Raw genomic sequence first — 13589 nt, forward strand, 5'->3', positions numbered from 1 at the left:
CGAGGACGATTTCATGACCATTGCCATTGGCGACAAGCTGCCCCAGGCCACCTTCAAGGAAAAGACCGCTGACGGTCCGGTGGAGATCACCACGGAACAGCTGTTTGCGGGGAAGAAGGTCGTCGTCTTCGCCGTTCCGGGTGCGTTTACCCCCACCTGCACGCTGAACCACCTGCCGGGCTACCTGGAAAACCGTGATGCGCTGATCGCGCGTGGCGTCGACGACATCGCCGTCGTCTCCGTCAACGACTGGCATGTCATGGGCGCCTGGGCGCAGCATTCGGGTGGCCAGGGCAAGATCCATTTCCTCGCCGACTGGGACGCCTCCTTCACCAAGGCGCTCGGCCTCGACATCGACCTGTCGGGCGGCGGGCTCGGCGTACGCTCCAAGCGCTATTCGATGCTGGTCGAGGACGGCGTGCTGAAGAGCCTCAACATCGAAGAGAACCCTGGCCAGGCAACGGTCTCCTCGGCCGCCACGATGATCGAGCAGCTCAGCGCCTGAGACAGCAAGAGATTTTTTAGAACTGGAGAGGCTCGGGAAACCGGGCCTCTTCTCGTTTTGGGAAGCGTCAGTGCGCCAGATCGAAGACGAGGATGCCGGCCAGGCCACCATCGGTTGCGCCGACGATGCGTTCGCCGACTTCGACATGCTTCGGATGCTTCAGATAGTAGTCGCGGACCATCTCGTCCTCGAAGGTGACGATGAAGCCGTCATTGTAGCCGCCTGCCAGCCCTTCCGGCGAGACATTTGCCCCTGCCTTCACCTCCAGCATGCCCGGTACCACGTCCTTCAGATCGGCAATGGCCGCATAGATCGCCTGCTTCTCGGCCTCCTGGACGGCCGCCTTGAAGCGCAGGAACACGCAGTGCTGGATCATGGATGTCTCCCGTATGTTGTTTTGACGGGAGCATAGGGTCAACGGGGGAAAGGGCAAGGGGATGATGCGTGGCGCCCTCCTCGCCCCTTCGATCACTTCACCATCAGGGACTTGGGAAAGCCGCCCGACTTCTTGAACGGCTCCATGCCCTTACGGGCAAGCTCGTCGGCGCGTTCGTTCTCCGGGTGGCCGGCATGGCCCTTGACCCAGTGCCACTTCACCTTGTGGCGCTGGTTGGCGACGTCAAGCGCCTGCCACAGCTCGCCATTCTTCACCGGCTTCTTGTCGGCCGTCTTCCAGCCATTCTTCTTCCAGCCGAAGATCCACTTGGAGATGCCGTCCATCACATATTTGCTGTCGGTGTAGAGGTCGACTTCGCAGGCGTCTTTAAGCGCGTTCAGCGCCGTGATCGTGGCGAGCAGCTCCATTCGGTTGTTGGTGGTGTCGGCCTCGCCGCCGGAAAGCTCCTTCTCGGTTTCGCCGTAGCGCAGCACAGCACCCCAGCCGCCGGGGCCGGGATTGCCCGAACAGGCGCCGTCTGTGTAGATCTCGACATGTTTCATGCGATCAGTCCGTATTCCGAGGCATTGGTAACGGCGCGGTGGAAGCGCAGCTTCTTCAGATATTCGAGCGGGTCCTTCTTGACCACCAGCGCTCCGGCGGGCGTCGTCAGCCAGTCATAGAGGCGGGTCAGGAAGAAGCGGAGAGCAGATCCGCGGCAGAGGATGGGCAGGGCCTCGATTTCGGCGGGCGACAGCGGGCGCACGGACTGGTACCCTTCGATCATCGCCTTGCCTTTGGTGATGTTGTAGGCGCCGTCCTTTTCGAAGCACCAGGAATTCAGGCAGATCGACAGGTCGTAGACCAGGAGGTCGTTGCAGGCGAAATAGAAGTCGATAAGGCCGGATAACCGATCGCCGAGGAAGAAGACGTTATCCGGGAACAGGTCGGCATGGATGACGCCAGCGGGCAGATCCTTCGGCCAGTGGGTGGCGAGGACATCGAGCTCGGCGCCGATCTCGGCTTCCAGCCCCTCTTCCACCTCGTCGGCGCGCGCTTCCGACTTCGCCCAGAGCATCTGCCAGCCCTCCAGCGACAGCGCATTCGGGCGGGTCAACTCGAAGCCCTCGCCCGCGATGTGCATCTTGGCAAGCGCGGCGCCGACTTCGCGGCAGTGCTGCGCTTCCGGCTTTCGCAGCCACATGCCTTCAAGGAAGGAGATCAGCGCTGCCGGGCGGCCCGAGAGTTCGCCGAGCAGTTCGCCATCCTTGCGCGGCAGGGGCAGCGGGCAGTTGAGCCCGCGCTCCGAGAGGTGATGCATCAGGCCGAGAAAGAAGGGCAGGTCGGACTTTTCGACCCGCTTCTCGTAGAGCGTCAGGATCAGCGGGGACTTCGAGGTGTGCAGCAGGAAGTTGGAATTCTCCACGCCTTCGGCGATGCCCTTGTAGGAGAGCAGTTTGCCGGCGTCGTATTGCGCCAGAAAGGCCTTGAGGTCGATTTCGTTGATGTCGGTATAGACTGCCACAGCGTAAGTTCCGTGCCGCTTCGGGGATGACAGCAGTCCTATAACGGGCGCGGCGCCCATGCCAGCCCTGCTGCGACACGGGGCACAGGAAATGGCAAGCCTGACGCCGTCAGTTCCTTACTTGGAAAGAGCATAGCCTTTCATGTTCCCCGGATTATCATCGTCGTGCATCTGACGATCCGCAGCTTGAGCTAAGAAGCCAGAGCGCGTCAGACCATGCGCCTCGGCATGGGCATCAATGGCACGCAGGAGGTCTTCGGCCAGTGTGATGTTCACGCGGACCGCCTTTTTCGCGGGGCTTCTGAGCGGGATGAGAACGGCCACGGCATCGCTATTTCCAGGATCAGACATGATTGCCTCGAGCGACGAAGGCTCCGGAATGGCCTCACCATCCTCAATCATGCCTTCGACATGGAATGCCAGAGCTTCCTCCGCCATGCGGCGTGCATCGTCCAGATCCGTACCCGCCGTGGCGACACCGGGGAAATCGGGGAAGGAGACGCCGTAATCGCTGTCGGGATCCTTGTGAATGAGGCCAATGAAATTCTGCATGAGCTCACCTCAGCTTCAACGAAGACTGTTTCTCGATATTTTTCAGGGTGCCGATTGGCAGATCTCTCTTCGGATGAGGGACAGTGACGCGGCCGGGCTTCTTCTCATGCTTGAACTGCACATGACTGCCCTTGGTGGAGACTTCATACCACCCGTCAGCTTTCAACGCGGCGATAACTGCTGAACTCCTCATGTTAAATACTATACACACTCGATGCGCATGTCTCAAGATGCTCACCCTGTGCCGATCTTGGACGAACACTTTACGAACTGCTAATGTCGATCCGATAGCATTTCCGAAACAACGCGGGACTGTTGCAATGGATCTCCCTCCGACTGCTCGCCTGGCACATGACTTTGCTGCGACAATGAACCTCGCGCTCATCGTGGTCGACAGCCAAGGCGACATCCGATTCGCCAATGCCGCATTCTGCGCCATGTTCGGGTACGAAGCCGAGCAGGTTCGTGGCCGACAGATCACGATGATCATCCCAGAGCGCATGCGCGGCGCCCATTCAGCCGGCATGGCCAATGCTGCGTCGGGCGCCAAGCCGGGGCTGGCGGGAAAACCGGTGGAAGTGTCCGCGCTGAAGAGCGACGGAACGGAATTTCCGATCGAGATCACGCTTTCCATGTGGACTTCAGAGGGCGAATTCTGGGCCGGGGCCACCATTCGTGACATCTCCGAGCGGCGCGAGCGCGACGCGCGGTTGATGCGCCTTGCCTCGCATGACACGCTGACCGGCCTGCGAAACCGCCACGAATTCATGACCGTTCTTGCTGAAAAGCTGTCGTCGGGTGCTGCCTGCTCTCTCCTGATGATTGATCTGGACGGCTTCAAGGACGTCAACGATATGCATGGCCATCTTGTCGGTGACAGCCTCCTGCAAGCGGTCGGGGTGCGCCTGCCCTATCTGCTCGGCGACAAGACGGTGATCGGACGCCTCGGCGGCGACGAGTTTGCAGTGCTCTTCCCCGACAGTGGTGATCCGGTCGTTGCAAAAAGAGAGGCAGCGCGAATTCTCGACGCCTTTCGCAAGCCCTTCAGCCTTGGTGGTCTGGAGCTGGAACTGGGGGCGAGCATCGGCATCGCGCTTGCGCCCGCGCATGGACGTGAGGCCGAGGAATTGCTGGCATCGGCCGATTTTGCCCTCTACCGCGCCAAGGCGGCCGGCGGTCGTGCCTATCGGTTCTTCGAGACATCCATGCGCAACGAGAGCCAGGCCAAACGCGACATGCGCGACCGGCTGCGCCGCGCGTTGCACAAGAATGAACTCGAAATCTATTACCAGCCACAGGTGGATCTGAGCACGCGCAAAGTGGTCGGTTTCGAAGCGCTGATCCGATGGAACCATCCCGACCTCGGTCTCCTCTTGCCCGGCGCATTCCTGCCTTCCCTGGAGCAAAGCTCATTGGCCAGCGATATCGGCTGGTGGACCATCGAAGAGGCCTGCCAGATGGCGGCAGACCTCAATCGGCAGGACGGCCGATACCGGATCGCCGTCAATCTTTTCCCGCAACAGTTCCGGTCGCCACATCTATGCGACCGTGTGAGCGATGCGCTGGAACGCCACCAGGTGGCGCCGGAGTGGCTGGAACTGGAAATCACCGAAGAGGTGGCGTTGAACGATGCGGACGCAAGCGTCCAGGCTCTGAAGGCGATCCGCGATATCGGCGTTGGTGTCGCCTTCGACGATTTCGGGACAGGTTTTGCATCGCTGAGTTCGTTGCAGCGCTACCCGCTGACCACCCTGAAGATTGACCGAGGCTTCATCCGCGACATTCGCACGCGCACCTCGGACGCGGCAATTACCCGCGCGCTCGTCGCGATGAGCACGGAAATGGGCTTGCGGACGGTGGCCGAGGGGATCGAGGGCCCCGAACAAGAAAGCGTCTTGCGCGATATCGGCTGCCAGGAAGGCCAGGGTTATCTGTATGGTCGGCCGATGCGGAAAGAGGATGCGCTGAGATGCATCAACAATGCTGGAACGATCGGCAAACCCCTCCGCGTCAACGGACTCTGACGTCCGTGTTCAAGCTAGTCCGCGCGGAGTTGCAGAAGTCGGCCGGTTCTGGTCTTGGCGGCAATCTGCTTCTTGCCAAAGGCGCAGTCGAAAGTTTCCGCCAGCCGGCCCTTATCTATGCTGTTGGCGGCTAGCTGCGCCTGTGAGCCGGCCAGTTGCGAGCGCGATCTTGTTTCAGCCATCAGGCCATCGAATTTCATGGCGAGCTTCGGAGACTTGCGCTTCAGGAGGCACTCAAATTTCAGACTGCGCGGCAGGTCAGCCATTGACCCAGGCCATATCCTCTCGTGTCAGTTCGACATCGCGCAATTCGCGGTTGACGAGGAAATGTTCGTTTTCTTCCGCGGTGATGGCCAGTTCGACCTTGGCATCGAAGCGCTGGCGGAAGGCATCGATGATCTCGTCGACGATGACCTCAGGCGCTGAGGCGCCGGCGGAAATGCCGAGGGTTCCGATCTCGCCGATTTCGGACCAGTCGATTTCGGATGCGCGCTGGACCAGCATCGAGCGCGTCGCCCCTGCCCTCAAGGCGACTTCGACGAGGCGCTTCGAGTTCGACGAATTGGGAGCGCCGACGACGATGAAGAGATCGCAGCCGGGGGCGGCTTGCTTTACGGCTTCCTGGCGGTTGGTCGTCGCGTAGCAGATGCTATCGGCGGAGGGCGCCGTCAGGTTAGGGAAGCGCTCCATGAGGCGGGCGATGACGCCTGCCGTGTCATCAACGGACAGCGTCGTCTGCGTGACATAGCCGAGATTGTCGGGATTGGCGGGCTCGTAGGCATCCGCATCCTCGACCGTTTCGATCAGCGAGACGCTTCCGGGCGGCAGCTGGCCCATGGTGCCGATGACTTCCGGGTGGCCTTCGTGGCCGATCAGGATCACATGGCGACCGAGGCGCTCATGGCGCATGGCCTGCTTGTGGACCTTGGAGACCAGCGGACAGGTGGCGTCGAGATAGAAGAGGTTGCGGCTTGCGGCATCTTCCGGCACCGATTTCGGCACGCCATGGGCTGAGAAGACCACCGGTTGCTGGCGATGCTCGGCGGGGATTTCGTCGAGTTCCTCGACGAAGATTGCGCCCTTGGCCTCCAGGCCTTCCACGACATAGCGGTTGTGGACGATCTCATGGCGGACATAAACCGGCGCCCCGTAACGCTTCAAGGCGAGCACGACGATCTGGATCGCGCGATCAACCCCGGCGCAGAAGCCGCGGGGGCCACAGAGCCTGATCGTCAGAGGGGGACGGTTCATGTGCATGGTCATCGGGTCAGCCGGCAATCAGGACAGCGAGAATGGCGAGCGCGGCGGGCAGAGCCTGAATGACGAAGATCTTCCGCGAAGCCGTTGCACCCCCATATAGGCCGGCAACCAGCACGCAGCCAAGGAAAAACAACTGAATTTGAGTGCCGAAGGCGACATCCGGGTGAAGCAGGCCCCAGATCAGGCCGGCGGCGAGGAAGCCGTTGTAGAGACCCTGGTTGGCAGCCATGACCTTGGTCGCTTCCGCCTGCTCGGGTTTCATGCCGAAGGCACGGCGGCCGGTCGGCGTGGTCCAGAGAAACATCTCGAGGATCAGAATATAGATGTGTTCAAGCGCGACGAGCGCGACCAGTGTCGAAGCGAGATAGGACATGCATGTACCCCTTGGCGGCGATCGATCGGGACCGCACGGCCTTGCGTGTTTAGCCGAAAAGCTCTCTTCGGACTATCGGGTTTTGCGCCTGAACAGACCCGCAACCGCGACGGCCACGAGGGCAACTGCCAGGCCGTACCAGGTGATGACATATTGCATGTGATTGTTGGGCAGGTCGATCTGCGTCACGCCCCCCTTGGGCAGACCACCGGCGACCGGGGTCGAATCGGCATCGAGGAAGAAGGGGAGAACGCGATCGGCCGGCAGATCCACGGAAGCGGCCATGCGGCTTAGATCCTTCCAGTAGAAGATGTTCGCCTGCTCGTCATTGTCGGGAACAAGCGAAGAGGGCTTTTCCGTCAACTCCGCCCGGGCAAGGCCGGTGACCGTCTGCGCACCTTCGATCTGTCCTTCGGCACGTCCGGCGGACTCCTTGCGGTCATAGGGAACGAAGCCGCGGTTGACGAGGAGATAGCGGCCGTCCGCGAGTTCGAGCGGGGTGTAGATGTAAAAGCCTGACTGTCCTTCGAAGGTCGCCAGGAAATGGCGCTCCTTGTCATGCAGGTAGCGGCCGCCGGCGGTGGCGTGACGATAGTCGACAGGTTCGCCGGTCGAGAGCAGGCGCTCCAACGTGGCAACATCCACGGGGGCGGCCGTGCTGCGTTCCTGGATGTCCGCGAGCAGACTTTCCTTCCAGTGCAGCCGGTTGACCTGCCAGGTGCCGAGCGACAGCAGGATGGCGAGCGCTGCCGGCACCAGAACCAGGGCAAGCCAGAAACGCCAGGTGCGGCGACCCTCGCGATTTGCCTCGTTCATCCGTGTCTTAGCCACGATCGATCACCCCTTGGGAGGCATTGTGCTTGTATTGCAGGGCGATCAGCAATGCCTTCAGGAAACGCATGAGCCAGAGAGTCAGCGCCACGCCGAGCGGGGCAAAAACGAGGATGTGCAGCCACATCGAGGGCTGATAGGTGAGTTCCACCCAGACCGCGAAGCCAACGACGAGCAAGTCGGCGAGCAGGATGACGAAGATTGCCGGACCATCGCCGGCGTCGACCCAGGAGAGATCGAGGCCGCAGGAATTGCAGCGAGCTCTCGGTTTACTGAAGCCGTCGAAGAGCTTGCCATTGCCGCAGCGGGGGCACGACGCGGTCAGGGCCGCCTTGACCGGATCCACCGGCGGGAATTTTGCGCTGTCTTCGGTCACTGAACCTCTCCTTGATGCTGCTACGTGTCCCCGGCCAACCCTTAGAGCAAGCAGTGGTTCCCGACGAGTGCCGCATCGTCGCACGGGCCGAAAACACGAAGGGCGGCTTTCGCCGCCCTTCTGAGACTTTCGTCACCCGGATCAATGGGCGAGCGGTGCACCCCAGTCGCCCCAGATGTAGATGGCGAAGAAGAGGAACAGCCAGACCACGTCGACGAAGTGCCAGTACCAGGCGGCGGCTTCGAAGCCGAAATGCTGCTGGGCGGTGAAGTGGCCGGCAAGCGCACGGAACAGGCAGACGATCAGGAAGATCGTACCGACCAGAACGTGGAAACCGTGGAAGCCCGTCGCCATGAAGAAGGTCGCGCCATAGATCGAGTTCTTGAAGTCGAAGGGCGAGACTGCGTATTCATAGGCCTGCACGAAGGAGAACAGGACGCCGAGCAGCACGGTCAAGAGCAGCCCGTAGACGAGGCCCTTGCGGTCGTTGTGCAGCATGGCATGGTGGGCCCAGGTCACACAGGTGCCCGAGAGCAGCAGGATGACGGTGTTGTAGAGCGGCAGGTGCCAGGGATCGACAACCTCGATGCCAACGGGCGGCCACTGGCCACCGGTGAACTCGACGCGGCTCGTCTGGATCGCTTCGTTGGCGAAGAGGCTGGCATCGAAGAAGGCCCAGAACCAGGCAACGAAGAACATCACTTCAGAAGCGATGAACATGATCATGCCGTAGCGCAGGTGCAGCGACACGACGCGGGTGTGATGACCTTCGTGGGCTTCCTTTATGGTGTCTGCCCACCAGGCGAACATGGTGAAAAGCACGATCGCAAGGCCGATGTAGAAGAGCCACGGGTTGGCCCAATCCACGCCGAACAGGTTCAGCGAACCGCCGTTGAGGTAGCGCATGTAGCCGACGCCACCGAAGGTGAGGACGAAGGCGCCGATCGAGGCCAGAAGCGGCCAGGGGCTCGGATCGATGATGTGGTAGTCGTGGTTCTTCTGGTGCGCTTCGGCCATTTCAGCAATCCCCGAATGTCAATTTCATTACGAGTTCCGGCGAGCCGGAGCCCTCTCACAGTTTCGGCTGTCCTTTGTCTTCCTCGACCGCGAGTGCGGCCACCGGCGCCTGATCTGCGCGCGGATAGAAGGTGTAGGACAGGGTAATCGTTCCGATGCCCTTTGTCTCATCCGCCTCGACGATGGCGGGGTCGACGAAGAAGACGACCGGCATTTCCAGTGTCTCGCCCGGCTGCAACGTGGTTTCAGTGAAGCAGAAGCACTGGACTTTATTGAAGTAGGCTCCGGCTTCGCCGGGGGTGACGTTGAAGACCGCCTCACCCGTGACCGGATGGGGCGAATTGTTCGTCGCGGTATAGGTGATCTGAACGGTCTCGCCGATCTTCGGCGTCACCTTCTTGTCGACCGCCTTAAAATCCCAGTTCAGACCGGACGCTGCATTGGCGTCGAAGGTCACGTTGATCGTACGATCCAGGACCACGTCCGAGACCTGCTCCACCCGCTGGGTCGTGCCGCCATAGCCGGTCACCTGGCAGAAAATCTGATAGAGCGGAACGGCCGCATAGGCCATACCCACCATGCCGCCGACGAAGACGACACAGGCGGTCGCTACGCCAACATTGCGGCGGTTCGAAACCTTGATGTTCTCGTTCGATACAGTCACGGTGCGAAGCCTCTTTAACCCACGTTGCCGATCTTGATGATGGTTACGACGTAGAAGATCACCACCAGAGCTGCGAGCACCACGCCAAGCGCGATGTTGCGGCCGCGACGGGACTTCTTCTGCTTGTCATTCAGTTGCACGGTCTCCATCAGGCGGCACCTCCGAGGCTTGCCGCAAAGGGCGCGACGTAAAAGTCGATCATCAGGGCCGAGAAGATCGCGAAGAGATAGAAGATTGAATAGGCGAACAGCTTCTTGGCCGGCACCATCTTTTCGTCGCCGTCGGCCATGCGCCAGACGGCGATGGAACAGTGCACGAAGATTGCGCCAAGAAGGGCTGCTACAATGCCGTAACCGATCGAAGACAGGCCGGTGAAGGTCGGCAGCACGCCGGTGATGGCCGTCAGCACAGCGTATACCGCGATCTGACGCTTGGTCGACGGGATGCCTGCGACGTTCGGCATCATAGGCACGCCGACATCACCATAATCCTTCATCTTGAACAGCGCGAGCGCCCAGAAATGCGCCGGCGTCCAAAGGAAGATGATCATGAAGAGGATGAAGCTGTCGAGCGACACACCACCAGTCACGCAGGCCCAGCCGACCATGGGCGGAAAGGCGCCGGCCGCACCGCCGATGACGATGTTCTGCGAGGTCGAGCGCTTCAGCCACATCGTATAGACGACGGCGTAGAAGAAGATGGTGAAGGCGAGCAGACCGGCGGCAAACCAGTTCACGGCGAGGCCAAGCACGCCGACCGAAAACACCGAGAGGACAAGGCCGAAGGCGAGCGCCTCTTCCGGCGTGACGCGACCGGCCGGTACCGGACGGGTCGCCGTGCGGCTCATGATGGCGTCGATGTCGGCATCGTACCACATGTTCAGCGCGCCGGATGCGCCGGCGCCAACTGCGATGCAGAGGATCGCGATGAAGCCGATGATCGGATTGATTTCGCCGGGCGCAAGAACCAGGCCGGCAAGCGCCGTGAAGACGACGAGCGACATGACCCGCGGCTTCAGGAGCGCGAAGAAATCGCGCGGGTTCGCTTCGGACAGGCGAACCTCGCCTTCGATGCCGAATACGTCGCGATTGTCGATGACCGTCATGCTTTCGAATTCCGTCTTTCGTTTGGCTTTGCGGGCGCCGCGATCCCGAAGATCGCGGCGCCCGTTAGCGTTTCGCAGGTTAGGCGCTGCTTACTTGATCTTCGGCAGCTGTTCCCACTGGTGGTAAGGCGGCGGCGAAGACAGCTGCCATTCCAGCGTGGTCGCACCTTCACCCCAGGGGTTGTCGCCAGCGACGCGCTTCTTGGCGAAGGCTTCGAAGACGCCGTAGAGGAAGACGAGAACCGCAAAGGCCGAGATGTAGGAGCCGATCGACGAGACATAGTTCCAGCCGGCATAGGCATCCGGATAGTCGATGTAGCGGCGCGGCATGCCGGCAAGGCCGAGGAAGTGCTGCGGGAAGAACACCAGGTTCACGCCGATGAACATGACCCAGAAGTGAAGGTGGCCAACAAACTCGTTGTACATGTAGCCGGTGATCTTCGGGAACCAGTAGTACCAGCCGGCGAAGATCGCGAAGACGGCGCCGAGCGACAGAACGTAGTGGAAGTGGGCCACGACGTAGTAGGTGTCATGCAGCGAACGGTCGAGACCGGCATTGGCGAGCTGGACACCCGTGACGCCACCGACGGTGAACAGGAAGATGAAGCCGATCGACCAGACCATCGGGGTCTTGAAGGTCAGCGAACCGCCCCACATCGTTGCAATCCACGAGAAGATCTTGATGCCGGTCGGCACCGCGATGACCATGGTTGCGAAGAGGAAGTAGCGCTGCGCCTGGAGCGACAGGCCGACCGTGTACATGTGGTGAGCCCACACGACGAAGCCGACGGCACCGATGCCAACCATGGCATAGGCCATGCCGAGGTAACCGAAGACCGGCTTCTTCGAGAAGGTCGAGATGATGTGGCTGACAATGCCGAAACCGGGCAGGATCAGGATGTAGACTTCCGGGTGACCGAAGAACCAGAACAGGTGCTGGTAGAGAACCGGGTCACCACCGCCTTCAGGCGAGAAGAAGGCCGTGCCGAAGTTGCGGTCGGTCAGCAGCATGGTGATGCCGCCGGCGAGAACCGGGAGCGACAGCAGCAGCAGGAAGGCGGTGACCAGAACGGCCCAGGCAAAGAGCGGCATCTTGTGCAGCGTCATGCCCGGAGCGCGCATGTTCAGGATCGTGGTGATGAAGTTGATTGCACCGAGGATCGAGGACGCACCGGAGACGTGAAGCGCGAAGATCGCAAGGTCAACCGCAGGTCCCGGCTGTCCAGAGGTCGCCAGCGGCGGATAGAGCGTCCAGCCGCCACCGACGCCATAGGCGCCTGCCGGACCTTCGACGAACATCGAGAGGACGAGCAGCAGGAAGGCCGGGACGATCAGCCAGAACGAGATGTTGTTGAGGCGCGGGAAGGCCATGTCCGGTGCGCCGATCATGATCGGGATCATCCAGTTGGCGAAGCCGCCGATCAGCGCCGGCATGACCATGAAGAAGATCATGATCAGGGCGTGCGCCGTCGTGAAGACGTTGTACATGTGCTTGCCGCCGTCGATGGCAGCATCACCTTCGAAGCCGTAGACCATCTGGGCCAGACCGTGGAAGATCTGGATGCCCGGGTCCTGGAGCTCCATACGCATGGCAACCGAGAGGGCTGCACCGATGATACCCGCGACGATCGCGAAGATCAGGTAGAGGGTACCAATGTCCTTGTGGTTGGTGGACAGAAACCAGCGAGCGAAGAAGCCCGGCTTATGGTCGTGATGTGCGTGTTCGTCGTGGGCAACAGAGCCAGCCATTGACCTCACTCCTCTCAGTTCGTTGTGTTTTCGGCAGTCTGGACGGCGGGAGCGCCGTCAACAGCAGCCATGAGAGCGCGGTTGGCGCCCGACAGATCCGAGGTCGCAGCCTCAAGCCAGGTCGCATACTGCTCGTCGGTGACGACGCGGATGGCGATCGGCATGTAGGCGTGGTCCTTGCCACACAGCTCCGAACACTGGCCGTAGTAGAGACCTTCACGGTCGGCGCGGAACCAGGTTTCGTTCAGGCGGCCCGGGATGGCGTCGATCTTGATGCCGAAGGCCGGCATTGCGAAAGCGTGGATAACGTCGGTGGGGGCGGCTGTGACCAGCAGGCGAACCGTCTTGCCGACGGGAACGACGACTTCGTTGTCGACGGCCAGAAGGCGCGGATAACGCGCGACATCTTCCTTGCCGGCGTCGGCGCGGTCGGTTTCCTTCAGCATGTAGCTGTCGAAGGAGACGGCCTGCTCGCCCTCATATTCGTAGGACCAAAGCCATTGGGTGGCGGTCGCCTTGATGGTGATGTCGGGGTTTTCCGGCATCTTCAGCTGATAGGTCAGCAGGTTGAAGGACGGGATCGCAATCGCGAAGAGAATGAGAACCGGAGCAACCGTCCAGACGATCTCGATCGTCGTATTGTGGCTCGTCTTCGACGGCACCGGATTGGCGGCGGCGCGGAACTTCACGACCACGACGATCAGGAGAATCAGAACAAAGATGGTGATCGGAACGATGAACCACAGTGTGTACTGCTCGAACCAGCTGTTGAACTCCATGATGGAGGTGGCTGGTTCCTGCATACCCATCTGCCAGGGCTTCGGCTGATCGGCGAAGCCTACAGAAGCGAAAAGCAGACAGGCCAAGGCGGCCAAGGCTGCATAGGTTCTCTTCATCACGGTTTGGTCTCCCACAAGCGCTTGATCCACATCAAACCATAGCGCAAAAATCATGCTAGTGTCGCCGTTTCAAATCACAGATTGGCCGCAATCGCAATACGCCCGCGCGAAAGGCGGTGCGGCATTTTTGCGCTTCATCAAATACATGCGACCGCGATACACAGGCTTTAACCAGTTGGGGCACCATGAGGCGCATGATTGCGCTTCTGCATCCAAAAACGCAGTCCCAATTATGCCGCACTCGACCTTAAAACAGGGGTCGGGGCTTCCATTTGTGGACCCTCGCGACAAGAATGTCGTCAATGATTCGTTTTCCAGAGGTTTTCATGGGTC

18 protein-coding genes are annotated in these 13589 nt (G+C 60.8%); 2 read left to right on the plus strand and 16 right to left on the minus strand.

Annotated elements, in window-relative coordinates; translation table 11 throughout:
- Positions 1-13: 13 nt before the first annotated feature.
- Positions 14-505, plus strand: a complete 492-nt coding sequence (locus SJY08_RS12725) for a peroxiredoxin (protein WP_069043894.1) — start codon at positions 14-16, stop codon at positions 503-505.
- 67 nt (positions 506-572) lie between these two features.
- On the opposite strand, the gene SJY08_RS12730 is transcribed toward SJY08_RS12725, so the two are convergent.
- From SJY08_RS12730 to SJY08_RS12750, 5 genes are all read right to left on the minus strand, one after another.
- Positions 573-881: a Dabb family protein gene (locus SJY08_RS12730; protein ID WP_054148958.1), complete on the minus strand. Its 309-nt coding sequence runs from the start codon at positions 879-881 to the stop codon at positions 573-575.
- Positions 882-973: 92 nt separating this feature from the next.
- A complete protein-coding gene (rnhA, locus tag SJY08_RS12735; RefSeq protein ID WP_006726778.1) occupies positions 974-1444 on the minus strand; it encodes a ribonuclease HI in 471 nt (156 codons plus the stop codon).
- Positions 1441-2406 (minus strand): homoserine kinase, encoded by a 966-nt coding sequence (locus SJY08_RS12740; protein ID WP_377276046.1) that lies wholly within the window; start codon positions 2404-2406, stop codon positions 1441-1443. Before SJY08_RS12740 ends, rnhA begins: the two co-directional genes overlap by 4 nt.
- A gap of 117 nt (positions 2407-2523) precedes the next feature.
- On the minus strand, positions 2524-2958 hold the full coding sequence (locus SJY08_RS12745; protein WP_377276048.1) for a type II toxin-antitoxin system HicB family antitoxin: 435 nt from the start codon (positions 2956-2958) through the stop codon (positions 2524-2526).
- Positions 2959-2962: 4 nt separating this feature from the next.
- Complete coding sequence (locus SJY08_RS12750) at positions 2963-3151, minus strand: type II toxin-antitoxin system HicA family toxin (protein ID WP_082347610.1); 189 nt, start codon at positions 3149-3151, stop codon at positions 2963-2965.
- Between the two features lie 127 nt (positions 3152-3278).
- On the opposite strand from SJY08_RS12750, the gene SJY08_RS12755 reads away from it, so the two are divergent.
- Positions 3279-4982: a putative bifunctional diguanylate cyclase/phosphodiesterase gene (locus SJY08_RS12755; RefSeq protein ID WP_377276051.1), complete on the plus strand. Its 1704-nt coding sequence runs from the start codon at positions 3279-3281 to the stop codon at positions 4980-4982.
- Between the two features lie 14 nt (positions 4983-4996).
- On the opposite strand, the gene SJY08_RS12760 is transcribed toward SJY08_RS12755, so the two are convergent.
- From SJY08_RS12760 to coxB, 11 genes are all read right to left on the minus strand, one after another.
- A complete protein-coding gene (locus SJY08_RS12760) occupies positions 4997-5182 on the minus strand; it encodes a hypothetical protein (RefSeq protein ID WP_377276053.1) in 186 nt (61 codons plus the stop codon).
- A gap of 58 nt (positions 5183-5240) precedes the next feature.
- The gene (gene ispH, locus SJY08_RS12765; RefSeq protein WP_377278580.1) at positions 5241-6239 is read right to left on the minus strand and encodes a 4-hydroxy-3-methylbut-2-enyl diphosphate reductase; all 999 of its coding nucleotides are present in this window, start codon (positions 6237-6239) and stop codon (positions 5241-5243) included.
- A gap of 10 nt (positions 6240-6249) precedes the next feature.
- On the minus strand, positions 6250-6615 hold the full coding sequence (locus SJY08_RS12770) for a DUF1304 domain-containing protein (protein WP_377276054.1): 366 nt from the start codon (positions 6613-6615) through the stop codon (positions 6250-6252).
- A gap of 72 nt (positions 6616-6687) precedes the next feature.
- Positions 6688-7431, minus strand: a complete 744-nt coding sequence (locus SJY08_RS12775) for an SURF1 family protein (RefSeq protein WP_377278583.1) — start codon at positions 7429-7431, stop codon at positions 6688-6690.
- 7 nt (positions 7432-7438) lie between these two features.
- Complete coding sequence (locus SJY08_RS12780) at positions 7439-7822, minus strand: DUF983 domain-containing protein (protein ID WP_054148949.1); 384 nt, start codon at positions 7820-7822, stop codon at positions 7439-7441.
- A gap of 141 nt (positions 7823-7963) precedes the next feature.
- A complete protein-coding gene (locus tag SJY08_RS12785; RefSeq protein WP_377276057.1) occupies positions 7964-8839 on the minus strand; it encodes a cytochrome c oxidase subunit 3 in 876 nt (291 codons plus the stop codon).
- A gap of 55 nt (positions 8840-8894) precedes the next feature.
- Complete coding sequence (locus tag SJY08_RS12790; RefSeq protein ID WP_377276059.1) at positions 8895-9503, minus strand: cytochrome c oxidase assembly protein; 609 nt, start codon at positions 9501-9503, stop codon at positions 8895-8897.
- 14 nt (positions 9504-9517) lie between these two features.
- Positions 9518-9652 carry a hypothetical protein gene (locus SJY08_RS12795; RefSeq protein ID WP_054148946.1) on the minus strand — a complete coding sequence of 45 codons (135 nt, stop codon included), beginning with the start codon at positions 9650-9652 and terminating at the stop codon, positions 9518-9520.
- Positions 9652-10608, minus strand: coding sequence for a heme o synthase (locus SJY08_RS12800; RefSeq protein WP_054148945.1), 957 nt, complete (start codon positions 10606-10608; stop codon positions 9652-9654). Before SJY08_RS12800 ends, SJY08_RS12795 begins: the two co-directional genes overlap by 1 nt.
- Positions 10609-10698: 90 nt before the next feature.
- On the minus strand, positions 10699-12357 hold the full coding sequence (gene ctaD / locus SJY08_RS12805; protein ID WP_054148944.1) for a cytochrome c oxidase subunit I: 1659 nt from the start codon (positions 12355-12357) through the stop codon (positions 10699-10701).
- Between the two features lie 14 nt (positions 12358-12371).
- Positions 12372-13256 (minus strand): cytochrome c oxidase subunit II, encoded by an 885-nt coding sequence (gene coxB, locus SJY08_RS12810; protein ID WP_150127435.1) that lies wholly within the window; start codon positions 13254-13256, stop codon positions 12372-12374.
- Positions 13257-13589: the final 333 nt, after the last annotated feature.

The organism is Rhizobium sp. R86522, assembly GCF_042466255.1.
Taxonomy (GTDB): domain Bacteria; phylum Pseudomonadota; class Alphaproteobacteria; order Rhizobiales; family Rhizobiaceae; genus Allorhizobium.